At 73.5% G+C, this 26,178-nt stretch carries 29 protein-coding genes, 1 tRNA gene and 1 pseudogene; 5 read left to right on the top strand and 26 right to left on the bottom strand.

Features of this window, described 5'->3' with window-relative positions:
- Positions 1 to 3: 3 nt before the first annotated feature.
- Positions 4 to 660: an SDR family oxidoreductase gene (locus tag ACPCK6_RS10190; protein WP_396884076.1), complete on the top strand. Its 657-nt coding sequence runs from the start codon at positions 4 to 6 to the stop codon at positions 658 to 660.
- 51 nt (positions 661 to 711) lie between these two features.
- On the opposite strand, the gene ACPCK6_RS10185 is transcribed toward ACPCK6_RS10190, so the two are convergent.
- From ACPCK6_RS10185 to ACPCK6_RS10115, 15 genes are all read right to left on the bottom strand, one after another.
- The gene (locus tag ACPCK6_RS10185) at positions 712 to 1,392 is read right to left on the bottom strand and encodes a DivIVA domain-containing protein (protein ID WP_135240198.1); all 681 of its coding nucleotides are present in this window, start codon (positions 1,390 to 1,392) and stop codon (positions 712 to 714) included.
- The gene (locus ACPCK6_RS10180; RefSeq protein WP_423480956.1) at positions 1,389 to 2,555 is read right to left on the bottom strand and encodes a globin domain-containing protein; all 1,167 of its coding nucleotides are present in this window, start codon (positions 2,553 to 2,555) and stop codon (positions 1,389 to 1,391) included. The genes ACPCK6_RS10185 and ACPCK6_RS10180 overlap by 4 nt, the downstream gene beginning before the upstream one ends.
- A 2-nt stretch (positions 2,556 to 2,557) precedes the next feature.
- The gene (locus ACPCK6_RS10175; protein WP_366623516.1) at positions 2,558 to 2,947 is read right to left on the bottom strand and encodes a group I truncated hemoglobin; all 390 of its coding nucleotides are present in this window, start codon (positions 2,945 to 2,947) and stop codon (positions 2,558 to 2,560) included.
- A gap of 435 nt (positions 2,948 to 3,382) precedes the next feature.
- A complete protein-coding gene (locus ACPCK6_RS10170) occupies positions 3,383 to 3,976 on the bottom strand; it encodes a MerR family transcriptional regulator (protein ID WP_318334097.1) in 594 nt (197 codons plus the stop codon).
- Between the two features lie 144 nt (positions 3,977 to 4,120).
- Positions 4,121 to 4,585, bottom strand: coding sequence for a bifunctional nuclease family protein (locus ACPCK6_RS10165; protein WP_174527870.1), 465 nt, complete (start codon positions 4,583 to 4,585; stop codon positions 4,121 to 4,123).
- 210 nt (positions 4,586 to 4,795) lie between these two features.
- Positions 4,796 to 5,497: a transcriptional regulator FtsR gene (ftsR, locus tag ACPCK6_RS10160; RefSeq protein ID WP_318334098.1), complete on the bottom strand. Its 702-nt coding sequence runs from the start codon at positions 5,495 to 5,497 to the stop codon at positions 4,796 to 4,798.
- 50 nt (positions 5,498 to 5,547) lie between these two features.
- Positions 5,548 to 6,000: an oxoglutarate dehydrogenase inhibitor Odhl gene (gene odhI / locus ACPCK6_RS10155; protein WP_007071101.1), complete on the bottom strand. Its 453-nt coding sequence runs from the start codon at positions 5,998 to 6,000 to the stop codon at positions 5,548 to 5,550.
- 216 nt (positions 6,001 to 6,216) lie between these two features.
- The gene (gene gcvH / locus ACPCK6_RS10150; RefSeq protein WP_135240202.1) at positions 6,217 to 6,597 is read right to left on the bottom strand and encodes a glycine cleavage system protein GcvH; all 381 of its coding nucleotides are present in this window, start codon (positions 6,595 to 6,597) and stop codon (positions 6,217 to 6,219) included.
- A gap of 54 nt (positions 6,598 to 6,651) precedes the next feature.
- Positions 6,652 to 7,584 (bottom strand): DUF881 domain-containing protein, encoded by a 933-nt coding sequence (locus ACPCK6_RS10145; protein ID WP_423480955.1) that lies wholly within the window; start codon positions 7,582 to 7,584, stop codon positions 6,652 to 6,654.
- Positions 7,585 to 7,594: 10 nt separating this feature from the next.
- Positions 7,595 to 7,927, bottom strand: a complete 333-nt coding sequence (locus tag ACPCK6_RS10140) for a small basic family protein (protein WP_007071104.1) — start codon at positions 7,925 to 7,927, stop codon at positions 7,595 to 7,597.
- Positions 7,924 to 8,904 (bottom strand): DUF881 domain-containing protein, encoded by a 981-nt coding sequence (locus ACPCK6_RS10135; RefSeq protein ID WP_423480954.1) that lies wholly within the window; start codon positions 8,902 to 8,904, stop codon positions 7,924 to 7,926. Before ACPCK6_RS10135 ends, ACPCK6_RS10140 begins: the two co-directional genes overlap by 4 nt.
- Positions 8,901 to 9,539 carry a cardiolipin synthase ClsA gene (clsA, locus tag ACPCK6_RS10130; RefSeq protein ID WP_402806276.1) on the bottom strand — a complete coding sequence of 213 codons (639 nt, stop codon included), beginning with the start codon at positions 9,537 to 9,539 and terminating at the stop codon, positions 8,901 to 8,903. The genes ACPCK6_RS10135 and clsA overlap by 4 nt, the downstream gene beginning before the upstream one ends.
- Before the next feature lie 307 nt (positions 9,540 to 9,846).
- Positions 9,847 to 10,317 (bottom strand): MarR family transcriptional regulator, encoded by a 471-nt coding sequence (locus tag ACPCK6_RS10125; RefSeq protein ID WP_194803349.1) that lies wholly within the window; start codon positions 10,315 to 10,317, stop codon positions 9,847 to 9,849.
- Positions 10,318 to 10,365: 48 nt separating this feature from the next.
- Complete coding sequence (locus ACPCK6_RS10120; protein WP_396884081.1) at positions 10,366 to 11,553, bottom strand: PP2C family protein-serine/threonine phosphatase; 1,188 nt, start codon at positions 11,551 to 11,553, stop codon at positions 10,366 to 10,368.
- Between the two features lie 99 nt (positions 11,554 to 11,652).
- A complete protein-coding gene (locus ACPCK6_RS10115; RefSeq protein WP_396884082.1) occupies positions 11,653 to 12,399 on the bottom strand; it encodes an SAM-dependent methyltransferase in 747 nt (248 codons plus the stop codon).
- A gap of 128 nt (positions 12,400 to 12,527) precedes the next feature.
- On the opposite strand from ACPCK6_RS10115, the gene ACPCK6_RS10110 reads away from it, so the two are divergent.
- From ACPCK6_RS10110 to ACPCK6_RS10100, 3 genes are all read left to right on the top strand, one after another.
- Positions 12,528 to 13,361 carry a universal stress protein gene (locus tag ACPCK6_RS10110; RefSeq protein ID WP_423480953.1) on the top strand — a complete coding sequence of 278 codons (834 nt, stop codon included), beginning with the start codon at positions 12,528 to 12,530 and terminating at the stop codon, positions 13,359 to 13,361.
- A 122-nt stretch (positions 13,362 to 13,483) separates the two neighbouring features.
- Positions 13,484 to 13,693, top strand: a complete 210-nt coding sequence (locus ACPCK6_RS10105; protein ID WP_013286381.1) for a hypothetical protein — start codon at positions 13,484 to 13,486, stop codon at positions 13,691 to 13,693.
- Positions 13,690 to 14,163: a hypothetical protein gene (locus tag ACPCK6_RS10100; protein WP_423480952.1), complete on the top strand. Its 474-nt coding sequence runs from the start codon at positions 13,690 to 13,692 to the stop codon at positions 14,161 to 14,163. The genes ACPCK6_RS10105 and ACPCK6_RS10100 overlap by 4 nt, the downstream gene beginning before the upstream one ends.
- On the opposite strand, the gene ACPCK6_RS10095 is transcribed toward ACPCK6_RS10100, so the two are convergent.
- Positions 14,160 to 14,360 carry a hypothetical protein gene (locus ACPCK6_RS10095; protein ID WP_269697006.1) on the bottom strand — a complete coding sequence of 67 codons (201 nt, stop codon included), beginning with the start codon at positions 14,358 to 14,360 and terminating at the stop codon, positions 14,160 to 14,162. The two genes, ACPCK6_RS10100 and ACPCK6_RS10095, sit on opposite strands and share 4 nt — an antisense overlap.
- A gap of 127 nt (positions 14,361 to 14,487) precedes the next feature.
- Here ACPCK6_RS10095 and ACPCK6_RS10090 point away from each other — a divergent pair, with 127 nt between their 5' ends.
- A complete protein-coding gene (locus tag ACPCK6_RS10090; RefSeq protein ID WP_396884085.1) occupies positions 14,488 to 15,144 on the top strand; it encodes a hypothetical protein in 657 nt (218 codons plus the stop codon).
- Between the two features lie 3 nt (positions 15,145 to 15,147).
- On the opposite strand, the gene ACPCK6_RS10085 is transcribed toward ACPCK6_RS10090, so the two are convergent.
- From ACPCK6_RS10085 to ACPCK6_RS10040, 10 genes and pseudogenes are all read right to left on the bottom strand, one after another.
- Positions 15,148 to 15,327 carry a hypothetical protein gene (locus ACPCK6_RS10085; RefSeq protein ID WP_396884086.1) on the bottom strand — a complete coding sequence of 60 codons (180 nt, stop codon included), beginning with the start codon at positions 15,325 to 15,327 and terminating at the stop codon, positions 15,148 to 15,150.
- A gap of 66 nt (positions 15,328 to 15,393) precedes the next feature.
- On the bottom strand, positions 15,394 to 16,671 hold the full coding sequence (locus tag ACPCK6_RS10080) for a hemolysin family protein (RefSeq protein ID WP_423480951.1): 1,278 nt from the start codon (positions 16,669 to 16,671) through the stop codon (positions 15,394 to 15,396).
- Positions 16,671 to 16,868, bottom strand: a complete 198-nt coding sequence (locus tag ACPCK6_RS10075) for a hypothetical protein (protein WP_030503909.1) — start codon at positions 16,866 to 16,868, stop codon at positions 16,671 to 16,673. The genes ACPCK6_RS10080 and ACPCK6_RS10075 overlap by 1 nt, the downstream gene beginning before the upstream one ends.
- Positions 16,869 to 16,913: 45 nt before the next feature.
- A complete protein-coding gene (gene selB, locus ACPCK6_RS10070) occupies positions 16,914 to 18,677 on the bottom strand; it encodes a selenocysteine-specific translation elongation factor (protein WP_423480950.1) in 1,764 nt (587 codons plus the stop codon).
- A gap of 5 nt (positions 18,678 to 18,682) precedes the next feature.
- Entirely contained in the window at positions 18,683 to 19,975 is a 1,293-nt protein-coding gene (gene selA, locus ACPCK6_RS10065) for an L-seryl-tRNA(Sec) selenium transferase (RefSeq protein WP_423480949.1), read from the bottom strand.
- Positions 19,976 to 19,998: 23 nt separating this feature from the next.
- Positions 19,999 to 20,094, bottom strand: a tRNA-Sec gene (locus ACPCK6_RS10060).
- A 45-nt stretch (positions 20,095 to 20,139) separates the two neighbouring features.
- The gene (gene nrfD / locus ACPCK6_RS10055) at positions 20,140 to 21,321 is read right to left on the bottom strand and encodes an NrfD/PsrC family molybdoenzyme membrane anchor subunit (RefSeq protein ID WP_423480948.1); all 1,182 of its coding nucleotides are present in this window, start codon (positions 21,319 to 21,321) and stop codon (positions 20,140 to 20,142) included.
- Positions 21,318 to 22,361, bottom strand: coding sequence for a 4Fe-4S dicluster domain-containing protein (locus ACPCK6_RS10050; protein ID WP_423480947.1), 1,044 nt, complete (start codon positions 22,359 to 22,361; stop codon positions 21,318 to 21,320). Before ACPCK6_RS10050 ends, nrfD begins: the two co-directional genes overlap by 4 nt.
- A complete protein-coding gene (fdh, locus tag ACPCK6_RS10045; protein ID WP_423480946.1) occupies positions 22,354 to 25,677 on the bottom strand; it encodes a formate dehydrogenase in 3,324 nt (1,107 codons plus the stop codon). The genes ACPCK6_RS10050 and fdh overlap by 8 nt, the downstream gene beginning before the upstream one ends.
- Positions 25,678 to 25,976: 299 nt before the next feature.
- Positions 25,977 to 26,178 (bottom strand): annotated as a pseudogene (locus ACPCK6_RS10040) (hypothetical protein); the annotation flags it as partial.

The following is a 26,178-nucleotide window of genomic DNA, read 5'->3' as shown; positions in this document are numbered from 1 at the left end:
CCCATGCGCGTCGTCATCGCCGGAGGGCACGGAAAGATCGCCAAACTGCTGGAGCGGGAACTGGCCGGACGCGGAGACACCGCGCTCGGGCTGATCCGTAACCCCGACCACGCCGCCGCGCTACGCGCCGCCGGCGCCGAACCGGTCGTCTGCGACCTGGAACACACCGACGCCGGCACCCTCGCCGCCCACCTGGCCGGCGCCGACGCTGTCGTGTTCGCCGCCGGCGCCGGACCCGGCAGCGGCGCCGGCCGCAAGGACACCGTCGACCGCGGCGCCGCCGTACTGCTCGCCGACGCCGCCACCCGCGCCGGAGTACGCCGCTACCTGCTGGTCTCCTCGATGGGCGTGGACGCCGCACCGGCCGAGGGCACCGACGACGTGTGGGCGGCGTACCTGCGGGCCAAGAAAGCCGCCGAGGACGACGTCACCGCGCGGGACCTCGACGTGACGGTGCTGCGGCCCGGCCGCCTCACCGACGACGAACCCGGCGGCCGGATCACCCTGGCCCGGCACGTCGAACCCGGCGCGATCAGCCGCGCCGACGTGGCCCGGGTGCTGCTCGCCCTGCTGTACGCCCCGGCCACCGCCGGGCACACCCTGGAACTCGTCGGCGGGGACACCCCCATCGCCGACGCGATCGCCGCCGTCACCGCCTGACACCCGGCCGGCGCGTCCCGGCCCGCGATCACACGCGGGCCGGGACACCACTCAACGCTGGTGCCGCGACAACGCCGGCTGCGGCGCGGCCCCGCCGCCCTGCGGCAACTCCCGCGCGATGCGCTCCATCGTGCGCGACAACTGCTCACTGCCGTCGTCGAGGTGCCGGGCCGCCGCCTGCATGTGCGAGATCATCATCTCGCCGAAGATCCGCAACGCCTCCCGCGTCGCCACCGAGTCGTCGAAGCCGCTCCCGGCCGCGCTGCGATACTCCGTCACCGCCCGCTCGGCCTCCCGCTTCGCCTCCTCCGCCGCCGCCCGCATGTAACTCTCATACTGGGTACGGGCGTACTCGGCGACCCGGCGCGCGTAGTCGTGGGCCTGCGCGATGATCTGCTCGGCCTCCCGCTGCGCCGCCGACAACAGGTTGACCTCCTTCGCCGCCGGCGCCACCGCCGCCTCCGTGCTCGGGATCACCCCGTGCCGGTGCAGCTCCAGATGGTCGTTGAGCCGCTCGTTCTCCGCCCGCAGGTTCGCCACCTGCGCCGCCAGCAGATCCAGCTCGTCGGCCACCTGCAACCGGAACCGGTCCACATCGGTCTGGTCGTAGCCGCGGCGGGTGAACGCCGCCGACCCGAACTCCCACCGCCGCACCCGGTCCGAGGTCAACCGCACCTGCACCGGACCGGACACCTGCTGCGCGTCGTAACTGCTGATCGGACCCGCGCTCACCGGTTCACCTCCGACTCGTCAGCCCCCGTCATCGTCCGCCACGCCGGGCCGTACCAGTGCTTGCCGTAACCCTCGTGATGCACCTGACCCGGCTGGAACCCGGCGCCGGTCAACGCCGCCACCGAATGACCCACCATCTCGTCCGAGCCGCACACGTACACGTGCCGCGACCGCCAGTCCCCGTCGGCCAGCACCCGGTCGGCGATACGCACCGACTCACCCGGCCGGGCCGGATCCGCAGCGGCCACGTACGACACCCGCAGCCACGGATGCGTCGCCGCCAGCTTGTCGATCGCCTCGCTGTCGTAGAACTCCGTGCGCGACCGGGCACCCACGTACAGGTCCACCCGCCGCCCCGAACCCTCCGCCGCGACCTGCTCCACCAGCGCCTTCACCGGCGCCCAGCCGGTACCACCGGCGAGCAGCAGCAGATCCGACGCCCCGGCCTGCCACAACGTCAACCGGTCCCCCACCGGCGACGCCAGGTGGATCTGGTCACCGGCCGCGCACCCGTACACCAGACGCGACGACACCACACCACCCGGCGCGGCCCGCACATGCAGCTCCACCGTGCCGTCCGGCCGCGGCGCGTTCGCCGGCGAGTAGTACCGCCACGACCGCACCGCCGGATGCGACACCCCGATCGACTGGCCAGGCGTGAACGGCAGCAGATACTGCGGGCGTACGGTCAGCACCGCCACGTCGAACGTGCGCTGCTCGTGCGTCAGCACCTCCGCCACCCACCACGGCGGCGACTTCGACTCCGCGGCCTGCGCGCCCTCGGTCATCACCTGCGCCACCAGCCCGTACGCGGCGGCCCAGTCGGCGGCCAGCTCCTCGGTCCACGCGTCGCCGCAGAAGTGCCGCAACGTCGCCAGCAGCGCCTCACCGACCGCCGGGTAGTGCTCGGCGCGCACCGCGAACTTCCGGTGATCCGCGCCGAGGTCCCGCAGGAACCCGACCAGCCGGTCCACCTGGTCCACGTGGGACACCACATGCCCCAGCGCGGCCACCAGACGGTCCCGCTGCCCGGCCATGTTCGTGGGGAACATCTGCCGGGTCTCCGGATGCGCCAGGAACAGCGTCGAATAGAAGTAGAGCGGCACCTGGTCGCCGTGCGCGGCGACCAGGGACCAGCTCTGCTTGAGCCGTGCGACGTCCACGCTCAGGCGTCCCCCGCCGACACGACCTGCTCCCGCACCTGCCCGAGCACGACCTGCACGTCGGCGATCACGTCCGCCGGCACACCCAGCTCCACCAGCGTCGCGGTCAGGTGCTCACCGACCTTCGCGTAGTGCTCACCGGTGATGTTCAGCGGCTGGTGCGCCTCGTCCAGGCCACGGCCCGCGTACTCGTTCGGGCCGCCGAGCACCACCGCCAGCATGAGCGCCAGGTGCCGCCGCTGCTCCACCATGTCCACGCCGGCGAAGTAGCCGGCCAGATCCGGATCGGCCAGCACCTTGTCGTAGAACAGCTCCACCGCGGCCTTCACCGCGGCCGCGCCGCCGATGCGTTCGTAGTGGGAGATCGGGGTGGTCTCGCTCGTCACCGTCATGCTCGGTCCTTCCACCAGGGGCCCGCGGGCAGCGCCGCGGCAGGGGCTCGCCGTCCGGCGCGGCGTCACACAGCGTTCCACCGTGACGTCGACACACCGACGACCGGAACGGACCATAGCGCGCCCGCGAGCACACTTCACGACCACCCTGTGCCGATCCCGAGAACTGTCAATCACGGACAGTGAACGACGCCGTGCGAATCGGTGGACGCACCGCAGCCAGCCGGACACGAGCAGTCAACGTGGACGACGTACCGTCCTTATCGGACATCCCGCGCGCACATGCCGTGACCTGCGGCGACTCACACCCGCCCCGGTCGGCACCGTCCACCCGCCCCCGTCCGCGGGAAAAGACCACACCCCGTCACCAAAACACGAATCGCGCCACACCCTTTTCGGGCGCGGCGCGATCCCGTCAACGAGACGCGACGCAGGTCACCCGGCCCGGCGCCGCGCCCGGCGCGCCGCCAGCTCGTCACCCACCGACTCCGAGTCCGACTCCGGCTCCACCGCCGGCACGGCCGGCTCCTGCCCACCCACCGGCTCCGCCGGCAGATGCGACAACGAACCCTGAATCTCCTTGAACGCACCACCGATCGCGATGCCGAACACGCCCTGGCCGCCCTGCAACAGATCGACCACCTCCTCCGGCGACCGGCACTCGTACACAGTCGTCCCGTCGGAGATCAACGTGATGCCCGCCAGATCGTCCACCCCACGCGACCGCAACGCCTCGATCGCCTTACGGATGTTCTGCAACGACACCCCGGCGTCCAGCAGCCGCTTCACGACCTTCAACACCACCAGATCGCGGAACGAGTACAACCGTGACGTCCCCGAACCCGACGCATCACGCACACTCGGCACCACCAGCGCCGTACGCGCCCAGTAGTCGAGCTGCCGGTAACTGATCCCCACCGCCGAACACGCGGTCACACCCCGGTAGCCGACCTCGCCGTCACCGGCCGGATCGGGCCCCACACCCGCCTGCTGTTCCACACCCGGACCAGGATCCCGCGGCTCGTGCATCGGACCAACCTCCCCGCGCCCGTGGCGGTGCCGCGTCGATTCCCCGTACGCGCACCACTCGACACGGCAACCCTAACGCCGCCCCCCGCACTTCACCCGCAGGAGACACCGCGACACGCCGCGCCACCACCCGGGCGGGACACCTCAACCCGCGAAGTCCTCCGGACGCACCTGATCCAGGAACTCCCGGAACTTCTCGACCTCGTCCTCCTGCTCGTCCGGGATCACGATCCCCGCCTCACTGAGGACCTGCTCCGCACAACGAATCGGAGCACCCACCCGCAACGCCAACGCGATGGAGTCACTCGGCCGCGCCGACACCCGCACACCGTCACCGAGCAGCAGATCCGCGTAGAACACGTTCTCCTTCAACTCAGTGATCTCCACCGCCCGCAACGGCGCCTGCAACGCCGTCAGCACATCCCGCAGAAGATCGTGCGTCAACGGCCGGGCCGGCTTGACCCCCTGCTGCTCGTAAGCGATCGCCGTCGCCTCGACCGCGCCGATCCAGATCGGCAGATAGCGGTCCCCCTCGACCTCCCGCAGCAGGACGATCGGCTGGTTGCTGGGCAACTCCACCCGAACTCCGACCACGCTCAGCTCGCGCACCGCCGCCTCCGTGTCGTCGTCACCTTGCACCGCGCCCTTCCCTGCACGGTACACGGACCAGGACACGGGAGTCCCACGCGCTACGTGCACCACGCCTCGCCGGACGGGCATACCCCGGCAAGCCTACGACACGCTCCGCGCACCAGATCTTTCCGCGCCCACACACGACGAAGAGCCGGGCGCACACGCACCCGGCCCCTCGCACCGACCTCACCGGCCCAACGTCGACCGCAGCCCCACCCGCACCAACGCCGCGTGCAACCGCTGCGACAACGCCACCAGCTCCCGCGCCGTCTCCGCCGCCCGAGCCCGCGCCGCCGGATCGCTCTGCCGCGCCAACGGCGCCACCAACTGCGCGAACAACCCGACCTCACGATCCGCCGCCGACCGGTACGCCCGCAGATGCCGAGGCTCCAGCCCATACGCCGCCAGACCCGCCACCGCACTCGCGATGATCAACGCATCCGCGTCGTACCACCCCGGCGGATCCGACACCAGCACACCCAGCCGCTCCAACTCCGCGAGCGTCGACTCGTCCACACCACTACGAGCGATCAGACCCGCCCGGTCCAGCCGCACCTCCGACGACTCGACCGACTCCACCGGCTCCCGGCCCGGAACCTCACCACCCGGACCCACAGCCACCAGATTCGGCCGCCCCCGCCCCGGCGACGGACCAGACCCGTCCCACTGGGCCAACTGCTCCCGGATCACCCGCAACGGCAGGTACTGATCCCGCTGCGCGGTCAACACGAACCGCAACCGCGCCACATCGTCCCAGCCGTACTTCCGATAACCCGCCGGCGTCCGCTGCGGCTCCACCAGGCCCTCGGCCTCCAGGAACCGCAACTTCGAGATCGTGACGTCCGGAAACTCCGGCCGCAACTGCGCCAGCACCTCGCCGATACTCATCAGCGCAGGCGCCCGCGCCGCCCCGGACGGCGTCGAAGCCGCAGGCTCGTTCACCCCCGGCCGGCCTCCTCCTCCGGGCGCGGACCGGCGATGAACACCACCCGGAACTTGCCGATCTGCACCTCGTCACCGTTGCTCAACGTCGCCGCCTCGACCCGCTCACGATTCACGTACGTGCCGTTCAGGCTGCCCACATCCCGCACCGTGAACGTCCCACCGTCACGGTGGAACTCCGCGTGCCGCCGCGACACCGTCACGTCGTCCAGGAAGATGTCACTGTCCGGGTGCCGCCCACTCGTCGTCACATCGTGGTCCAACAGGAACCGGGCACCCGCATTCGGACCCCGGCGAACCACCAGCAACGCCATACCCGGCGGCAACGAACCGGACATCCGGCTCGGCACCACATCGGTGTCCGGGCCCTCCAGCACTTCGTCGAGCGAGCCGAGATTGAGCGTCGAAGTGACGTCGAGCGGGGGGAACTCGTCGTCTGGGCGCGTCATGGGACCACCTCACGGATCTGTTCGGTCGGCGTCAGGGAATGGCGGGTCTGGCCGCCGGGCAACACCACACCCGGCGGCTGGCTCCCCGTGCCCGGGAAGGCGCATTCCGCAACGCTCAAACTATTGGTTCTCGGTCGACTGGGCGAGCCTAGCCAGCGCCGAAATGCAGGGCAACCGGACGCGCGGAACCACGCCGCCGCCCGGAACAGCACGAACTCAGCTCTCGGTGAGCTCGCGGTACGCATCAGCGGTCAGCAGACCCTCGACCGCCGCCGGATCGTCCGGAGTGATCTCCACCAACCACCCCGCACCGTACGGATCCGTGTTGATCACCTCAGGGGTGTCGGCCAACGCCTCGTTGCGCGCCGTCACCGTGCCACTCAGCGGCGCGTAGATCTCCGACACGCTCTTCGTCGACTCGATCTCGCCCAGCGACTCACCAGCCGCCACCACCGCACCGGCGTCCGGCAGCTGCACGAACACGATGTCACCCAGGGCGTCCTGCGCGAAGTGCGTGATACCGACGCGGACGACACCACCGTCACCACCGACCACCCACTCGTGCTCGGCGGTGTACCGCAGATCCTCAGGAATCACCAACTGCGTCCTTCGTCATCGGTGCACCGGAGAAACCGGCGCGGCCGCGACCGGTCACGAGACCGGCCGGGCGTGGTCCAGCTTGATCGGCGCGTGCAGCTGCGAAACCTCCACAACCTCACGATCCTCGGAGGTCACGTTACCGCCGGCCTTCCCCACCGATGCGACCACCCCGCCGGGAATGTTCAACGCCGTACGCATCGTCGCCGGATCACCGATCACCATGATCGTGAACGGACCCGTCAACCGCCGCCCGTCCACCACCAGCGCACCGTCCGGCCCGTCCACGAAATACGTCGACGCGATGATCCGCGCCGCCGTACCGTCCGCGCCCTGGATCTGCATCGCCTCCGCGCCCGCACCCCGCAGCTCCTGCACCGCATCCAGGATCCCCGCCGACGACACCGCCTCGGCCGGCCCCGAGAACCGCACCTCAAGACCCGGACCCACCGCCGGCAACGTCCCCGCCAGAATGCCCAGCTCGTCCGCCCGCCGCGTCGCCTCCTCCAGCGCCGCCTGCCGGCCCTGCTCACCCGACCGCAGCTGCCGCTGGCTCTCCTCCAGCAACTCGATCTCCTGGCGCAGCCGCCGCTCCCGCGAATCCAGATCCGACGAGATCCGCACCAGGTCCTCCTCCCGCGCCGCCGCGAGCGTCGGATCCGTCGACGTCGTCTTGAACTGCACCACCAGCGTGAAACCCAGCAACGCCAGCAACACCGCGATCATCGCGCCCGCCGACGAGAACCGCCGCGCCACCGACGGCCCACCCGCCGCCGCACCCGGCTCCGGCTCGGACTCCGGCACCGCCTCCCGCTCTGCGGGCTCCACCGCCTCGTCCGGCACCGGCTCCGCCGGCGCCAACGGGCTCAACTCGTCCGGATCGGGCGCGTCCGGGCGCGGATCCGGCTCACCCGCCGGACCCGACGGCCGCGCCGGCTCCCCCGGCCGTGGCCACCCGGTACCCGTCTCCCTGTGTTCCTCGCTCATCGCCACAAACCTACGCCCGGAACAGGTGCCGGCGGATCGCCGCCACGTTTCCGAAGATGCGCACCCCCAGCACGACCACCACACCCGTGGACAACTGACCGCCCACGCCCAACTGGTCACCCAGGTACACGATCAGACCCGCCACCAGCACGTTCGAGATGAACGACACCACGAACTGCTTGTCGTCGAAGATCCGGTCCAGCTTCGCCCGCACCCCGCCGAACACCGCGTCCAACGCGGCCACCACAGCGATCGGCAGATACGGCTGCAACGCCGCCGGCACCGTGGGGTCCAGATACACCCCGAGCACCACACCGGCGAGCAACGCCAGCACCGCGATCATCGGCCACCTCCCGAAGGGCTGGAAGAACCACCCGGGCCGGACGACCCGGGACTCGGCGAACCGGCGGCACCCGAACCCGACGGGCGCGCACCCGCACCCGCACTCGCGCTCGGACCCGGGGTCGCCGGAGGCTCGGCGTAGCGTAGCCGCGGCTGCGGCGCCGCCGGCAGGGTGAGGTCACCCACCCGCTTCACCCCGAACGACAGACCCGTCTTCCGCGCCACCTCACGCATCAACGCCGCCGCCCGGCTCTCGTCGAACCGGTCCCGCATCGACCGCGGCCCGATCGCCTGCACCTCGTACGGGCCCGTCACCGGCCGGTAGTCCACCAGGATCGCCTCACCCGCCGAACGGATCGTCGACGTCGCCGTCAACCGCTGGCCGTTCACCGCCACCGCCTCGGCACCCGCCGCCCACAACGCGTTCGCGACCTTCTGCAGATCCGAATACAGCACCCGCGACGGACCCGCGTCCCCGTTCGTCACACCGTCCTGGTCCGCCGCCGCGTCGGCCAGCCGCACCACCACGCCGTCCCCGCGCACCCGGGCCAGGCCGGTGCCCGCCTCCAGCGTGCGCAACCGGGACGCCTGCGAACCGCTCAACGTCGCGTCCCGCTGCCGGCTGACATCCTCGCGCAACTGCTCGGCGCGCTCGGTCAACCGGTCCGTCTCCGCCTCACGCCCCTTGATCTCCGCGACCAGGCCCGCCCGCGCCGTCGCGCGGCTCGGCTCCTCCGCCATCGTCTCCCGGTACGCCACCGCGAACAGGAACCCGATCAGCGCCAGCACCAGCAGGCTCACCGGCCGGCCGAGTACCTCCCGCACCCGCGACATCGGGCCCGTCGCCCGGCGCGCCGCCGCGTCCCCGTACCCCGGGTCCAGCGGATTGCGGAACAGTTCGGTCAGGAAGTCGGGCGCGTACACCCGGTTCGAGGGGTCGCGTTCGTTCTGCCCGTCCCGTGGCGGCGAGGTGGTCATGCCGGTGCCTCCGTACGCCGGGCCCGCATGGCTCGCACGAGACGGCTCGCCTGCACCACGTACATCGCGCCGGCGACCCAGTAGAGGACCAGGCCCCACCAGGCCAGCCCCCAGCCGATCGCGCCGGCCGCGGTGCCGGCGTCCGGCACGGCGTCTGCGAGCAGCAGGATCGGGAACGCCGCGAGCAGCAGGAACGTCGCGGTCTTGCCGACGTAGTGCACCGGCGGCGGGCCGTAGCCGTAGCGGCGCAGCACCCCGAGGGACACCAGCAGCAGCAGTTCCCGGGCCAGCAGCGCCCCGGTGAACTGCCAGGGCACCACCTCGCGGGCGGTGAAGGCGAGCAGCGTGGCGAGGATGTAGAGGCGGTCGGCGAGCGGGTCGAGCAGCTCACCGAGCCGGCTCACCTGGCCCAGGCGGCGGGCGATCCAGCCGTCCACCCAGTCGCTGGTGCCGCCCACGGCGAGCACCGCGATGGCGGCGACGTCGGCCCGGACCACGAGGAACAGGTAGAGGAAGATCGGCACGCCGACGAGCCGGACGAAGCTGATCAGGTTGGGCAGCGTGAGGACGCGGTCTCCCACCACCGTGGCGGTCCCGGAATCCGGTTGCTCCGCTGGAGCCGGCCGACGCGACACCGAACCCTCCCTTCGCAGCACGGTCCGGCAGCCGGATGAACGGCCGCTGGAGGGACGTGCGCGTTGCCGGCCGGTCAGACGCCGGCGCCCTCTGTGATCCCGGGCTGGGACCTCCCCGACGCGGCCCGTCCTCGTGGTGATCACGGGCCGCCCAGTTGCGCTGCCACTATATCGGGCTCGCCCTTCTCCCCCGGTTGCCCGCTGCGCCGTTGCTCAGTGGTGTCACGGTGTCGACCGTCACAACCGCTAAGGCATCCTAGGACACTAGTGGAGCGGTGGAAGGAGGGGCGGACGGCGGTGCGAGAGGTCAGGCGGTACGGGCGGTCGAGTCCGAGCCGGCCTGCGGGGCGGTGGCCGTCGCGGCCTGGCTGAACGCCACCAGCGCCAGCAGCAGTTCGTGCTGCACCCGGTTGGGCATCCGGTCGAGTACGGCCTGCACCGCCCGGTGCCGTCTCTCCTGAAGGTCGCGCAGCAGCGTGTCGGCGGCGGCGGTCGGGATCAGCCGCACCTCCCGCCGGTCGCGCGGGTCGGCCACCCGGCGCAGCAGGCCGACCGCCTCCAGGCGGTCGCAGAGCCGGCTCGCCGACGACGGGACCACGTCCAGCAGCTCCGCCAGCCGGTTCACGTTGGTGTCCGGATGCGACACGATCAGCGACAGCACCCGCAACTGGGTGGGCGAGACGCTGACGGTGTGCCGGGAGGTCGCGGAGTCGAGCACACCGATGAGCGCCTCCGCAGCCGACTCGATGGCCGCGGCAAGATTCGGAGGTCGCTCCACTCGCTGTCCCCTGCGATCGTCCCGCTCGTGTTCGCTCCGCCGGCCCGCTCACCGCCCCGTCACGTCGTCGGACCGGCTGGAGCCGCGCCAGTCCAGGCAGACGACGACCGCGTCGTCACGGAGATCCGAGTCGGCATGGTACGCATGCAGTTCGCGCATCACCGTACCAACTGCCTCGGTCGCCGGCTGCAGCCGAGTCGACCGCATCGCGCGCGCCATCGCCCGGACACCGTACGGCTCCTGCTCGTCGGGCTCCGCCGCGTACACGCCGTCGCTGACCACGAAGAGGCGATCGCCCGGCTCCAGAGTGAACTCCTGCACGTCGTAGCGCGTCTCGGCGAACATGCCCAGCGGCAGTTGCTGCTCCAGCGCGATCGGTGTGACGCGTCCCCCGCGCAGCCGCAGCAGTTGCGGCGAACCGGCGTCGACCGCGCGCATCACGCCCCGGCGGCTGTCCAGCTCCAGCAGCAGCGTGGCCACGTGCCGGCTCCCCCGGTGCTGGTAGTAGATGGTGTCCGAGGCCAGCTCCGCCTGCTCGACCAGGCTGCCGCCGGAACGCCGGGCGTTGCGCATCGCGTTCACCGTCATCGCCGTGAGCATCGACGCGGCCAGCCCGCTGCCGGTGCCGTTGAGCACGGTGAGGGTGAGGCGGTCGCCGTCCACCGACCAGTCGAAGTGGTCGCCGCCCACCGTGTACGCCGGTTCGAGCTGCCCGGCGAGCAGCGCGTCACCGAGCCGTACGCTGCGGCCCGGCAACAGGTCCCACTGCATCTCGGCGGCCATGCTCAGCCGCTCCCGCCGCCGGGCCCGCCGGTAGCGGTCGGTCTCCCGGTCCGCCGCGCGGATCGCCACGGCCAGCTCACCGGCGGCGTCGCGGGCGGCCTCCACAGTGGCCGCGTCCGGGTCGCCGGGCAGCTCCACCATCAGCACGCCGAGCCGCTCCCCCCACACCGACAGCGGCAGGTAGGCGCGGCAGCGGCCCTCCTCGACGATGTCCAGCACCGGCTCCTGACTGCTGAAACAGCGCTGCGCGACGCTGTGGGCCAGCAGCGGGCCGCCGTCGGGTACGTCCGGGTCGAGCACCGGCCAGAGTCCGCTGGCGCGGTAGTCGGCGACGAACACCTCCGCCCGCGCGGCCCCGAGCGTCTGGCGCAGCACCGCGTCCGCGGTCTCCGCCAGCTGGTCGGGTGGCGCCGTGCGCAGGGCACGCGACACCGATCCGGACGCCTCCGGCATGCTCATCCTCCGATGACGACTATTGCTACAGAGCAAACATCATACGAAGGCCCCCCGACGGCGAACGCCCCGCCTCGGCCGGGCGTGACGGGGACCGGCTCAGCCGGCCGGGCGCACCGCCAGCGCGCCGTGGAACGCGTCCGGCACCGGCTCGGGCTCACCGGCAGGCCGCCACCGCGCCACCGGCACGATGCCGTCGCCGGTCGGCTGCCAGCGGCCCAGCAGCGGCGCGAACCGCTCCGGCGCCCGCATCCGGAACGCCGGACCCATCATGGCCAGCGCCTCCGGGTGCCCGGCCAGTTCCTCGGTGTCGAAGTCGATCGCCAGCCGGCTGCCCGGCGCCACCGCCTGGTACAGCTCGTCGAGCGTACGGGCTAACGTGTCGTCGTCCAGGAACGCCGCCAGCCCGAGGAAGACCACACCCACCGGCCGTCTCCCCCAGCCCGGCACGAACCGGTGCAGCTGCGCCCGGTCGACGGTCCCGATGTCGGTGGCGTCGCCGTAGCCGTACCCGGCCCGGTCGCTGCCGTCGAGCAGGCTCCGGCCCAGCCGGACCGTCTCCGGGTCCACGTCGGTGTAGAGGACCGTCGCCTCCGGCGCGACCTCGTGCACGTTGCCGCAGGTGGGCACGCCCGCGCCGAAGACCAGGAAGCCGTCGATCCCGTCGGCCGCCATCGCCCGCACGGTGCGGCCGAGGAATCCGCGCAGCGACCGGAAGATCTCCGCGCAGGGCCCGTACGCCGCCTCGAACGCGGCGGCCGCGGCGACGTCCACCGGGCGGTGGTGCCGGCCGCCGAGCCAATAGTCGATCATGCGGGCGGTGCTCGGTCCGTCCGGCTGATCCATCGACGGGGCTCCCTCCCCTGGGCGCTGCACGCCAGCGTACCCACCGGGCGACCCCGGCGGTATCGCCCCGGGCCGGCCGTCCGGACCGCGATACTGGCCGCGGGAGCGCCGGCCACGAGGAGGTACTGGTGAACTCGGCGAACGGGGCCGCGGTGGTGGTCGGGGTGGACGGCTCCGAACCGGCCACCCGGGCGGTCCGCCTGGCGGCCCGCGAGGCGCGGCTGCGCAACCGCCCGCTGCGGGTCGTCCACGGGTTCATCTGGCCGCTGCTGCGCGTACCGGTCTCCGCGCCGGCCGGCTCGCCACCCGGCGCCGGGCTGCGCAACCAGGCCGAGCAACTGGTCAGCGACGCGGTGGCGGTGGCCGAGGCCGAGTCGCCGGGGCTGCGCATCACCGGCGAGATCATCGACGGGGAGGCGGCAGCGGTGCTGCTCGGCGAGTCCCCCACCGCCGCCCTGGTCGTGCTCGGCGATCGCGGCCTGGGTGGCTTCGCCGCGCTCGTGATCGGGTCGGTGGCGGTGCAGGTCGCCTCGTACGCCGACTGCCCGGTGCTGATCGCGCGCGGCACCGCCACCGACGGCGGCCCGGTCGTGGCCGGCGTGGACGGCTCGACGCTGTCGCGCGCCGCTGTCGAGTTCGCCGCCGAGACCGCGTCCGCACGCGGCGCCGCGCTGCGCGTGGTGCACGCCCGCCCGCACGGCCGGGACGACGCCGAGGAGGAGCGGGTGCTCACCGAGGCGCTCGCCGGGATCGGCGACCGCTGGCCGGACCTACCGGTGCACGCCGAGGCGGTACGCGCCAAACCGGTCACGGCGCTGACCGCCGCGTCGGCCGAGGCCCAGCTCGTCGTGGTGGGCCGGCAGGGCCGGGGCGAGCTGGGCGGGCTGCTGCTCGGATCGGTGAGCCAGGGGATCCTGCACCGCTCCGCCTGCCCGGTGGCTGTGGTCCGCGCCGCCGACTGAGCAGCCCCCAGCCCCGGCTGAGCAGCGGTCAGGCCGGGCGGGGATCCGCCCGGCAACGGTTGGTCCCGGCCCGGGCGGGTAGACGCCTACGGTCAGCCGACAGCGATCCGCAGGAGGCAGAGATGCCAGGACCACGGCCGGGCAGCAACGCGTACGACAAGCAGCGGGCACGCCTTCGCGACCTCGTCGAGCAGTCCGGACGGGCGTCCGACAAGGAGGCGAACCAGGTCGCCAACCGGATCCTCCAGGACGACAGAGGGCAACGCGGTGTGGTCCGGGGCGAACGGACCTACGGCCCCAAGGGCAACCGGGAACCGGGTGACCCGAAGTGAGGACGGCAGCGGTTGTCGACGGCGCCATCGCGGGCGCCGTCGGCAGCGCCGTCCTCAACGCGGTCTCGTACCTCGACATGGCGCTGCGGGCCCGGCCGGCCAGCAGCACCCCCGAATCCGTCGCCGGACGGCTGGCCGACGTCACGCACGTCGACCTGGGCCCCGGTGACGAGGCGGAGAACCGTCGCTCCGGTCTGGGGCCGTTACTCGGCTACGCCACAGGCATCGCCGCGGGCGCCGCGTTCGGCCTGCTCGCCGCGCGGCGGCGGATGCCGTTGCCACTGGCCACGGTGCTGCTCGGCGGTGGGGTGATGGCCACCTCGGACGGCTCGATGACAGCGCTCGGCGTGACCGACCCGCGCACCTGGCGGCGCAGCGACTGGGTCTCCGACCTGATCCCGCACCTGGCGTACGGGCTGTCGGCCGCAGCCACCTGGCGGCGGCTGCGGCCGACGTCGGCTCGCGGTTAGCTCTCGTCGTCGGCCACCGGCTCACCGGCCGGGCCGTACGGCGACACCTGTCCCCTGGGGACGGGCCGCCCCGCGTCCGCGTTCGACGTGCCCCGGCTGCGCGAACGGCCGCCCGCCTGGGTGGCCGTCTTGCGGCTGTCCTGGCTGGTGGCGCCGAGGTCGTTCCGGCGCAGTTCCTCCTGCTGCGGCTTGACCACGGGTCTCTCCTTCCCGGTGGGGCGCACGGCCGTCGACCGCGCACCCGACCGGCGTACCCGCCGCCGCCCGGCGCATTCCGGATCGGCCCGGGGGTCTGGCCGGGGCCGGGGCGGGTAACCCGGGTGGATGCCAGACGATCGCAACGTCGCACGGGCCCTGCTGGACCGGCAGTCCCGCACGTACGCGGAGGAGGCCGGCATCGCCCTCGCGGACCGGCCCGGCCCGCTCTACCAACTGCTGGTGCTCACCACGCTGCTGAGCACCCGGATCCGGGCCTCGGTGGCGGTGGCCGCCGCCCGGGAGCTGTTCGCGGCCGGGTACCGCACCCCGCAGGCGATGGAGGCGGCGACCTGGCAGGACCGGGTCGACGCGCTGGGCCGGGGCCACTACCGGCGCTACGACGAGCGGACCGCCACCATGCTCGGCACCGGCGCCCGGCTGTGCCTGGACCGCTGGCACGGCGACCTGCGCCGGCTGCACAAGGAGGCCGGCGCCGACCGGGCCGTGCTGCGCCGGCTGCTCACCGAGTTCCCCGGCATCGGCCCCACCGGAGCGGACATCTTCCTGCGCGAGGCGCAGTCGGTGTGGCCGGACGTGCGCCCGTACGCCGACCGGCGCACGCTCGCCGGGGCGAAGCGGCTGGGCCTGCCGGCGAGCCCGGGTGACCTGGTCGGGCTGGTCGGCGAGGCCGACTTCGGCCGGCTGGCGTCGGCGCTGGTGCGGGTCGCCCTGGGCGAGGAGTCGGCGGGCGAGGTGAGCCGCAGCGCCGCCACGGCCCACTGAGGGCTACTTGGCCGGGCCGGGCTTGGTCAGGTTCCAGGCCAGCAGCGAGGCGAGCAGCGCGAGCAGCACCACGCCGCCGGAGATGCCCTCCTCGCCGCTGCCGCGGCTTCCGGTGAAGCCGAAGTAGATCACGGCCAGTCCGGCCAGCACGGTGATGAACGTACGCAGTCCTCGGTCCTTCACGCCCGCACCGTACGACCGGCGGCCGGGCGCGGGACGGGGATCGGGCGGTTGTCCCCCGTCCGGGTGTCAGTCCGGGCTGCGGCCGACGGCGGGGCCGCGCAGCCGGACCCGGCGGATCGCCCGTCCGGCCACCTCGACCACCTCGACGGTGAGGCCGGGCAGCCGCACCCGCTCCCCCGGGCCCTCGGGCAGCCGGCCGAGCCCGGCCAGCACCAGCCCGGCCACCGTGGTGTACTCCCGGGACAGCGGGAACGTCACCCGGACGCCCACGTCGGGCAGGTCGTGCAGCGGGAAGTCGCCCGGCAGCAGCAGCGCGCCGTCCGGCTCCCGCACGGCGCGGCGCACGTCCCGGTCGGTCTCGTCGTACAGCTCGCCGACGACCTCCTCGAGCAGGTCCTCCATGGTGACCAGGCCGTCCACGCCGCCGTACTCGTCGACCACCAGCGCGAGCTGCTCGTGCCGCTGGCGCAGCTGCCGCATCGCGTCGGCCACCGGCAGCGTGCCGGGCAGCAGTACCGGCGGGCGGGCCCGGTCGCCGACGAGCGCGCCGCCGGCGTCCACCAGGTCGCGGATGTGCACGGTGCCGCGGACGTCGTCGAGCCCGCCGGGGCCGATCACCGGCGCCCGGGACCGGCCGGTGGCGGCCAGACGCCGCATCGCCTCGGCCGCCGGCAGGCCGGCGGGCAACGTGGTCACGTCGCGGCGCGCGACGAGGATCTCCCGCAGGGTACGGCCGGCGATGTCGAACGCCCCGGCGAGGATCTCCCGCTGCTGGGCGGACAGGCCCCGCTGGCTGACCAGCATCTCCCGCAGCTCCTCCTCGGTCACCTCCGCCCGGCTGGCGCGCGGGTCGCCGCCGGCGAGCCGGACCAGCAGGTCGGTGGAACGGCCGAGCAGCCACACCGCCGGCCGGGACAGCCGGGCCAGCAGGTCCAGCGGCCCGGCGCTGATCAGCGCCCACCGTTCCGCCGTCTGCATGGCCAGCCGCTTGGGCGCCAGCTCGCCCACCACGAGCGTGAGGAACGTCAGCAGCAGCGTCACCACGAACACCGCGACCGGGCGGGCGGCACCGCCGAGGTATCCCAGCGGTCCGACCAGCGGCTCGGCGAGCGTCACCGCGGCGGCGGCCGAGGCGAGGAACCCGGCGAGCGTGATGCCGAGCTGGATGGTGGCCAGGTAGCGGTTCGGTTCGCGGGTGAGGCGGCTCAGCCGCGCCCCGGCCCGCCCGGAGCGCGCCAGCCGGCGCAGCTGCCCCTCCCGCAGGCTCACCAGGGCCATCTCGCTGCCGGACAGGGCCGCGTTGATCAGGATGAGGACCAGCACCAGCGCGATCTGCACGCCCATCAGTCGGTCTCCAGGTCGTCCAGGGAGATCGCGTGGGTCATCAGCCAACGGGCCAGCGCGGCCATCCCGAACAGCCACAGCGGTGCCGACTCGGTGGGGCCGTTCGTGGCGTAGATGGCGAACCGCAGGTCCGGTGCCCGGTACGCCTCGATCCGCCACTTGTGGTTCTTGTCCCGCCAGACCGCGGAAGGGTCCATGGCGTCACGGTAGGTGACCGGGGCGGGCGGGCGACGCCTGTTGGCTCACCCGGGCGGGTGGACCACCTCGCGGGCGTCGTCGGGCAGCCGGCGGGTGGCGCCGCGCCGGTCCAGCAGCTCCAGCAGCGGCACCGCCACCCGGCGGGTGGTGCCGAGCGCCTGCCGGGCGGCGCTGAGCGTGAACGGCTGCGGCAGCCCGGCGAGCACGCGTACCGCGTCGTCCGGGGCGCCGGGGAGCAGCACCACGTTCTCGGCGAGCTTCAGCAGCGCGCCGGCGCGTACCGCGGCGCCGATCTCGCGGGGCCCGAGCCCGAGGTCGGCCAGGTGGTGCGCCTCGGGGGCCTGGAACGGGCGGTCGCCGTACTCGGCCCGGACCCGGTCCACCGCCCGGGCCACCGGGTCCGGCAGCGTCCCCTGCCCGGCGGCGGTGACCAGGCCGTCGCGCAGCCGCAGCGGCGGACGTAGCAGCGCCGTCACCAGGGCGCGGTCGGGCAGGTCGAGCCGGTGCCGCAGCACGTCGACGGGTACGCCGGCGGCGAGCGGATGCTCGGCGGCGTACCGGGTCACCTCCTCGGTGAGGCGGCGGCCCAGGTCCCGCCAGTGTTCCGGGTCGGCCAGCCACTGCCCGGCCACCGGCGTCGCGGCCGGCGCCACGCCCATCCGGGTCAGGTCACCGGCCCGGACGAGCCGTCGCCGGCGCAGCTCGCCTGGTAGGTCCGGCCGCCCGTCCAGGCCGGCCAGCACCGCCGCGCGGGCGGCCGCCGCACCCCGGCGGCGCAGCGGCGGCGGATCCACGTCCAGCACCGTCACCCCGCCCGCGACGTGGTGCCGGCCGGGGTCGCGCAGCAGCGCCCGGTCCCCGATCAGCAGCGGCAGCGGACGGACCAGACGCAGCCGTGCCGTGTCCGGGCCCAGCGGCCGGACCCGGGCGGGCACCGCCGCCGCGCCCACGTGCAGGGTGAGCGTGGCCGGCAGGTCGGCGGCCGGGTCGCCGGACAGCCGCACGTCGAGCAGGTCGGTACGCCCGAACCGGCCGGGTGTGAGGAGCGCGTCGCCGCGCCCGACCCGGTCCCGGGGCAGGCCGCGCAGGTTCACCGCGACCCGGGCCACCGCCTCGACGTCGGTGTGCGCGACGCCGAGCGAGTGCAGTCCGCGTACCCGCACCGCCTCGCCGGTGGCGGCCAGTTCCAGCTCGTCGCCGACGCGCAACCGGCCACCACCGAGCGTGCCGGTGACCACGGTTCCGCTGCCGCGCACGGTGAACGCGCGGTCCACCCAGAGCCGCACCGGAGCGTCCCGGGCCGGGTCGGGCAGCCGGGCGGTCAGACGATCGAGCGCGGCACGCAGCTCGGGCAGCCCCACGCCGGTGACTGCGGAGACCGGCACCGCCTCCACAGCGCCCAGCGACGTCGCGGCGATCTCCGTGCGGGCCCGCGCCGCCGCCGGCCCGGGATCGGCCAGGTCCGCGCGGGTCACCGCGAGCAGCCCGTACGACACACCCAGCGCGTCCAGCGCGGCCAGGTGCTCGGCGGACTGCGGCATCCAGCCCTCGTCGGCGGCCACCACGATCAGCGCGGCCGGGACCGGCCCGACACCGGCGAGCATGTTCGGCACGAACCGCTCGTGCCCGGGTACGTCGACGAACGCGATGGTGCCGCCCGACGGCAGCGTGGTCCAGGCGAAACCCAGGTCGATGGTCATGCCGCGGCGGCGTTCCTCCGCCCACCGGTCCGGTTCCATCCCGGTCAGCGCCCGCACCAGCGTCGACTTGCCGTGGTCGACGTGCCCGGCGGTCGCCACCACGAACATGCCGGTCAGTCCCCCACGCTCAGCACCGCGGCGCGGACCCGCTCGTCGGCGCCCTCCGGCACGGCGCGCAGATCGAGCAGGAGCCGGCCGTGCAGCACCCGGCCGAGGATCGCCGGGTCGCCGCTGCGCAGCGGCTCGGCGTACCGCTCGGGCAGGCTCAGCGCCCACGAGTCCAGTTCCACGCCGGGTGCCCCGCCGCCGCCGACGACAGCGACGCTGGGTACCACCTCGGCCTTGCAGCCGTCCTCAGCGATCCGGTCACGTAGCCGCTCCAGCCGCTCCCGCAGCCGGGCCGGGTCGGCGTGCAGCGCGTCCCGGGTGGGCGTGGACGGTGCGTACAGGGTGGCGGCGAGCGCGGCGAGGGTGAGCTTGTCGACCCGCAGCGCCCGGGCGAGCGGGTGCCGGCGTAGCCGCTGCACCAGGTCGGCGTCGCCGAGCAGCAGACCCGCCTGCGGGCCGCCGAGCAGCTTGTCGCCGCTGGCGGTGACCAGGTGCGCGCCCGCGCGCAGCGTGGTGGCCGCGTCCGGCTCGGCGGGCAGCAGCGGGTCCGGCGCGAGCAGCCCCGACCCGATGTCGGCCACCACCGGCACGCCGAGCGTGGCCAGTTCGGCCACCGGCACCGCCGAGGTGAAGCCGGTGACCACGAAGTTCGACGGATGCACCTTCAGCACGAACCCGGTGCGCTCGCCGATCGCGGCTTCGTAGTCGGCGCGCGTGGTGCGGTTGGTGGTGCCCACCTCGCGCAGCCGCGCGCCGGTGCTGGCCAGCAGGTCGGGCAGGCGGAACCCGTCGCCGATCTCGACCAGCTCGCCACGGCTCACCACGATCTCCCGGCCGGCGGCCAGCGCGGTCGCGGCCAGCACCAGCGCCGCCGCGCCGTTGTTCACCACGTGCACCGCCCCCGCGTCGGGCACCGCCGCGGCGAGCGCGTCCAGCGCCTCCCGGCCGCGCCGCGCCCGCCGGCCGGTCCGCAGGTCCAGCTCCACGTCGGTGTGCCCGGCGGCGGCCACGAGCGCGTCCACCGCGGCCGGGGCGAGCGGGGCGCGTCCCAGGTTGGTGTGCAGCACGACGCCGGTGGCGTTGAGCACCGGGCGGGGCGTACGGCCGGGCAGGCCGGCCAGCGCCGCATCGCGTACCTGCTCGGGGGTCAGCTCGCCGCGTCGCGCGCGGGCCTGCGCGCTGACGATCGCGGCCTTGACCCGGTCGCGGCCGAGCGTCGCGGCGGCGGCGGCCAGCGCGGGATCGGCGAGCAGCGCGTCGGTGCGCGGCACCCGCCGTCGCGGGTCGACCTCACGCATCGCGCTCTCCCGGGAACGGTTCTTGGCGGAGACGGACGGGAATCGAACCCGCCTGGCCCGGATCCCGGACCACACCGGTTTTGAAGACCGGGAGGGGCACCAGCCGCCTGAACGCCTCCACACAGCAGTCAACCACAGCGGACGGGAGGCCGCCCGGGGAGGTGTCAGACCTGGTCGGCGGCCCGCCGGTCGGCGCGTTCGCGCTGCGGCACGACCGTGTACCGCGGGTCGCGTGCCGAGGCGACCCCGCCGTGGAAGATGCCGAACCGGGTGCACACCGACGCGGCGATCAGCGCGCCGCCGGACAGCGCGGACAGCACCCGGCTGCGCCGGCCGACCAGCGCGCCGACCACACCGGCGGCGGTCAGCGCGCGGCCCGCGCGCAGCAGCTTCCCCGGCGTGCCCCGCGTGTAGGGCTCGCTGAGCAGGCCGAGCCGGTTCTCCACCCGGTGCGACCCCCACAGCTCCATCGCCGCGCCCGCGACCGCGAGGCGCCGCGCCGGACCGGCCTGCGCGCCGGGCGCGGCCACCAGCCCGACACCGGCGCCGCTGGCCAGGGCGCTGCCCGCGAAGATGGCGGGCAGTTCCGGGTACGCCTCGTGCCACGACGGCACCGCCGTGTCCGCCAGCAGCACCCCGGTGTACGTGGCGAGCGCCGGCGCGGTGACGGCGGCGACCACACCGGCGGCGTGCCCGGCCGGCGGCAGCAGCCGGCGGCCGAGCCCCAGCACGCCGCGTTCGGGCAGCAGCGGGGCCGCCTCGGCGATCGCCGCGACGCCGGCGGCCGGGCCGAACACGCTGAGGATCCAGGTGCCCACCGACATCGGCGAGGTCACCTTCGCCACCCGCAGCATGTGGTGGAACCGGGACGGCCGGCCCAGGTCGTTCACCAGGAAGTACGTGCTCGCGCCCACCGCCGCGAGCGCGGTGACCCGGCCGGCGCGGCGCAGCGCCGGGCGGCCGGTGAGCTGCCCGCCAGCCGCCAGCAGCGACGAACCGGCGGCGAGACCACCGGTGAACAGGTACGCGGCGATGTCCCACCGCCACACCGGCGGCTTGAGGATGGGCCGGCCGTAGTAGGAGGTGAACTCGGCCGGCGGGACGTTGAGCTGCTCCCCGCCGCCCCTGCCGCCCCTGCCGCGGCGTCGGCGTGGTTCCGCGTCGCGGGGCGGGTGCGGGGCCAGGCCGGCGTCGCGGGAGCCCGCGTCGGTGCGGCCCACACCGGGACCGGCGGCGGTGGCCCGGCTGCCGTTCTCCCGTGCGGCGGCGCCACCGTTCTCCGGTTCGGCGGACAGGCGCTCGCGGAAGCGGCGGAACAGGTCACCGACCGGGCGGTCCGGGCTCACGACGATCCTCCGACGAACGCGGCGACGGCAGCCGCCGCCATGGCCAGGGCGGCGTACCCGGCCCGCTTCCACATCTTCGGCAGGTCCCGGGTGGTGACCACCGGGTCCGGCGGCAGCCCGTACACCTCGGGCTCGTCCAGCAGCAGGAAGAACGCGCCGTCGCCGCCGACGCCGTCGGTCGGGTCGTGGCCGTACAGGCGTGCCTCCGGCACACCGCGCTCGTGCAGCGCGGTGACCCGCTTGGCGGCCCGTTCCCGCAGTTCGTCGAGCGGGCCGTACTGGATCGACTCGGTCGGGCACGCCTGCGCGCAGGCGGGCGTCATGCCCGCGCCGATCCGGTCGTAGCACAGCGTGCACTTCCACGCCCGGCCGTCGCCCTTCCGCTGGTCGATCACGCCGTACGGGCAGGCGGAGATGCAGTAGCCGCAGCCGTTGCAGATGTCCTCCTGCACCACGACGGTGCCGAACTCGGTGCGGAACAGCGAACCGGTCGGGCACACGTCCAGGCAGGCCGCGTGCGTGCAGTGCTTGCACACGTCGGACATCATCAGCCAGCGGAAGTCGGTGCGGCTCTCCGGGCCGGTGTCCCGCCCGGGCGGCTGGGTGCCGGGCATGCCGAGGAACTCCGGACCGCCCGCCATCCGCGCCGCCGCCTCCGGCTGCCCCGGCGGCAGGCCGGGATTCGTACCCGTGTCGGGGGCCGTGACCGCGCCGGCCGCCGCCGACGCCGGGCTGATCGCCGGGCCGGTCGGGTCGCCGGCGAACGGCGGCGTGCGGTGCCCGGCCGGGCGGGGCTGCTCGATGAACGCGACGTGCCGCCACGAGTTAGCAGTGAGCGCGCCGGTGTTGTCGTACGACATGCCGAGCAGGTCGAAACCCGAGTCGGGGACGCCGTTCCACTCCTTGCAGGCCACCTCGCACGCCTTGCAGCCGATGCACACGCTGGTGTCGGTGAAGAAGCCCATCCGGGGCGGCGCGGAGACCCAGCCCGCGTCCGGGGCCGGGTCGAGCGGGCCGTACAGGCTGTTGGCGTCAGGCATCCCGATCCCCGTCCTGGTGCGCGGCGGCCGACTGCTCGTCGGTGCTCCCGGCGGCGTCGTCCCCGCCTGCGGCGTCGGTGGTCACCACCGGCACCTTGCGGTCCGGCGTCATCCCGGCCCGCCGCTGGTAGTCGCCGACCAGGTCGAGCAGCGGCGGGCCGGTGGGCCGCCGCCCGGGCCGGATGTCGCAGGTGCCGACCTTGCTCTCCTGGATGAGGACGTTCGGGTCCAGCGTGATGCCGAACAGGTCGTTGGCCGAGTCGCCGGTGACCAGACCCTCGGTGCCGAAGTGGTACGGCAGCCAGACCTGGTGGATGATCCGGCCGTCCACCCGCAGCGGGGTGAGCCGGTCGGTGACCAGCACCCGCGCCTCGATCACCGCGCGGCCGCTGATCAGGTGCGCCCAGCCCAGGTGCGCCAGCCCGATCTCGCCGGCCAGTTCCGGGGACACCTCGACGAACATCTCCGGTTGCAGCTCGGCCAGGCGCGGCACGGTACGGCTCATCCCACCGGCCGTGTGGTGCTCGGTGAGGCGGCTGACCGTGAACACGTACGGGAAGACCTGGCTGTGCGGCTCCGGCGGACTCGGGTTCATCCGGTTGATCGGGTGCTCGTAGATCTTGCGGGTCGGGTTGGCCTGCTGACCGTAGAGCGGGTTACGCATCGGCGACTCGGCCGGCTCGTAGTGCGTCGGCAGCGGGCCGTCCAGCACGCCGCTCGGCGCGTACAGCCACGCCTTGCCGTCGCCCTGCATGACGAACGGGTCGTCACCGGCGAGCGCGGCCGGGCCGGAGGCGCCGTCCGGCGGCCGGTACGACGGCGGCTTCGTCTTCTCGAAGTCCGGCACGTCGTACCCGGTCCACTCGCCGGCGTCCGGATCCCACCAGACGTACTTCTTGCGCTCGCTCCACGGCCGGCCCTCCGGGTCGGCGGAGGCGCGGTTGTAGAGCGTGCGGCGGTTCGCCGGCCACGCCCAGCCCCACTCGGCGGCCACCCAGTCCTGCTCGTGGCGGGACCGGCGGCGGGCCGCCTGGTTCACCCCGTCGGCGTAGACGCCGGAGTAGATCCAGCAGCCGATCGCCGTCGAGCCGTCGTCGCGGGCCTCGCCGAAGGCGCTGAGCGGGCGGCCGGTCGCCACCTCGTACCCGTTGATCTCCCTGAGCACCGCCTCGGCGCTCGGCTCCGCGTGCGGACCGTGCGTGGGATAGTCCCAGGCCAGGTCCAGCAGCGCGCGGTCGCGGCGCTCGGTGGAGCCGGCCAGCTTGTCCCGCAGCACCCGGCCGAGGTGGTAGAAGAACCACAGCTCGGAGCGGGCGTCGCCCGGCGGGTCGACGGCCTTCTCCCGCCACTGCAGCAGCCGCTGCGTCTGGGTGAAGGTGCCCTCCTTCTCCACGTGCGAGGCCGCCGGCAGGAAGAACACCTCGGTGCGGCACTCCTCGGGCACGATCTCACCGGTGGCGACCTCCGGGCCGTTCTTCCAGAACGTGGCGCTCTCGATCATGAACAGGTCGCGGACCACGAGCCAGTCCAGGTTGGCCATGCCGAGGCGCTGGGCCCGGCCGTGCGCGGAGCCGACCGCCGGGTTCTGGCCGAGCAGGAAGTAGCCCTTCACCTTGCCGTCGATCATGTTCAGGACCTGCTGGTACGTGCCGTGGTCGCCGGTCATCCGGGGCATGTAGCCGTAGCAGAAGTCGTTCTCCGGTGTCGCCGCGTCACCCCAGTACGCCTTGAGCAGGCTCGCCGCGAAGGCCCGCGAGTCGCCCCAGAAGCCCTTCTGGCCCGGGTGCCGGATGCTGTTCACCCAATCGTCGAACGTCGCGTGGTCGGCGTGGTGCGGCATCGGCAGGTACCCGGGCAGCAGGTTGAACAGCGTCGGGATGTCGGTGGAGCCCTGGATGCTGGCGTGCCCGCGCAGCGCCAGGATGCCGCCGCCCGGTCGGCCCATGTTGCCCAGCAGCGTCTGGATGATCGAGCCGGTCCGGATGTACTGCACGCCGACGCTGTGCTGCGTCCAGCCCACGGAGTAGACGAGCGCGCCGGTGCGGTCCCGGCCCGAGTTCTCCGTCCAGGCGCGCGCCAGCTCGAGGAACTTCTCCTCCGGGATGCCGCACACCCGGGCCACCATCTCCGGGGTGTAGCGGGCGAAGTGCCGCTTCAGGATCTGGTAGACGCAACGCGGGTGCTGCAACGTCTCGTCCCGCGGGGCCTGCGCCGGCACCGGCTCGCCGTGTGACTCGTGCTCCAGCCCGGAGGCCGAGTCGCGTTCCTTGCCGGTGCCCCGGACCTTGGCGTCGCCCTCGTGGCCCTCGTACTGCCAGCTGGCGTGGTCGTACGAGCCGGTGTCCGGGTTGTAGCCGGAGAACAGGCCGTCCAGGTCCTCGGTGTCGGCGAACCGCTCGCTGACGATGTTCGCCGCGTTGGTGTACGCCAGCACGTACTCCCGGAAGTCCAGCTCGTTCTCCAGGATGTAACGCACCACCCCGCCGAGCAGCGCGATGTCAGTGCCCGCACGGATCGGCAGGTACGTGTCGGCGAGCGCGCTGGTACGCGTGAACCGCGGGTCGACGTGGAAGACCTTCGCGCCGCGCTTCTTCGCCTCCATCACCCACTGGAAGCCCACCGGGTGGGCCTCGGCCATGTTCGAGCCCTGAATGACGATGACGTCAGCGTTGGCGAGATCCTGCTGGAAGTCCGTGGCGCCGCCGCGACCGAAGCTGGTCCCCAGACCGGGGACGGTGGCGGAGTGTCAAATACGGGCCTGGTTCTCGATCTGGAGTGCCCCCATCGCGGTGAACAGCTTCTTGATGAGGTAGTTCTCCTCGTTGTCCAGCGTCGCGCCGCCGAGGCTGGAGATGCCCAGCGTCCGGTTCAGCGGGCGGCCCTCGTCGTCGACGTCCTCCCAGGTCTCCGCGCGGGCGGCGAGGATCCGGTCGGCGATCATGTCGAGCGCGACGTCGAGGTCGAGGTCTTCCCACTCGGTCGCGTACGGCCGGCGGTAGCGGACAGTGGTCTGGCGCAGCGGGCTGGTCACCAGGCTCTTGCTGGCCGAGCCCTTCGGGCAGAGCCGGCCGCGCGAGATCGGGCTGTCCGGGTCGCCCTCGATCTGGGTGACCTTGCCGCCGGAGTGGAAGACGCGCTGCCCGCAGCCGACCGCGCAGTACGGGCAGACCGAGCGGGCCATGCCGTCGGCGGTCTCGGTGCGGGGGGTGAGCTCCGCGGAGCGGGCCGACTGGGCGGCGGCGCCGCGACCGAGCGGGTCGGTGCCGGTGAGTTGCCGGTAGACCGGCCACCCCTGGATGAACGTCTTGAAACCCATCCGCGCACCCCCTCTCCGTCGAGAACGGCTCACCTCTGCCTGTAACCCTAGGCCAGCGGTCCGGGGCGTGCGACTCGAGCCCACAGACAGAGCCGCCCCGGCCGGATGGCCGGGGCGGCTCTGGGCGTCGGTGTGCATGTCGCCTCTCGGCGAGTGGCGCGACGCGGCTCCAGCCGAACGGTATTCCGCGAAGGCAATTTAGGTGAGGCCCGGGGACACTGGACACACCGACGCTCTGCACAACGGTACCGGGGTCACGGTTCTTCCGCTCGTTCGTCGTGACCCCGGTCACCGCCGGGTCAGCTGTTCCAGTGCTCGGCCACCAGGTCGGCGGCCTGCTGCTCCCACTGGGCGTAGTGGTCCGGGTAAGCGGACACCTGGACGGTCTGGGCGGCCTTGGTCAGGGGCATGTCGCGCCAGCCGTCGACCTGCTTGAGGCCCTTGAGGAAGGCGGTGGTGGAGTACTCGGGGTCGGTGATCTGCTCGACCGTGCCCCAACCG

This window comes from Micromonospora sp. AB353, from assembly GCF_049538395.1.
Classification (GTDB): Bacteria; Actinomycetota; Actinomycetes; order Mycobacteriales; family Micromonosporaceae; genus Micromonospora; species Micromonospora aurantiaca.
This window is presented reverse-complemented; position numbering and strand designations above follow the sequence as displayed.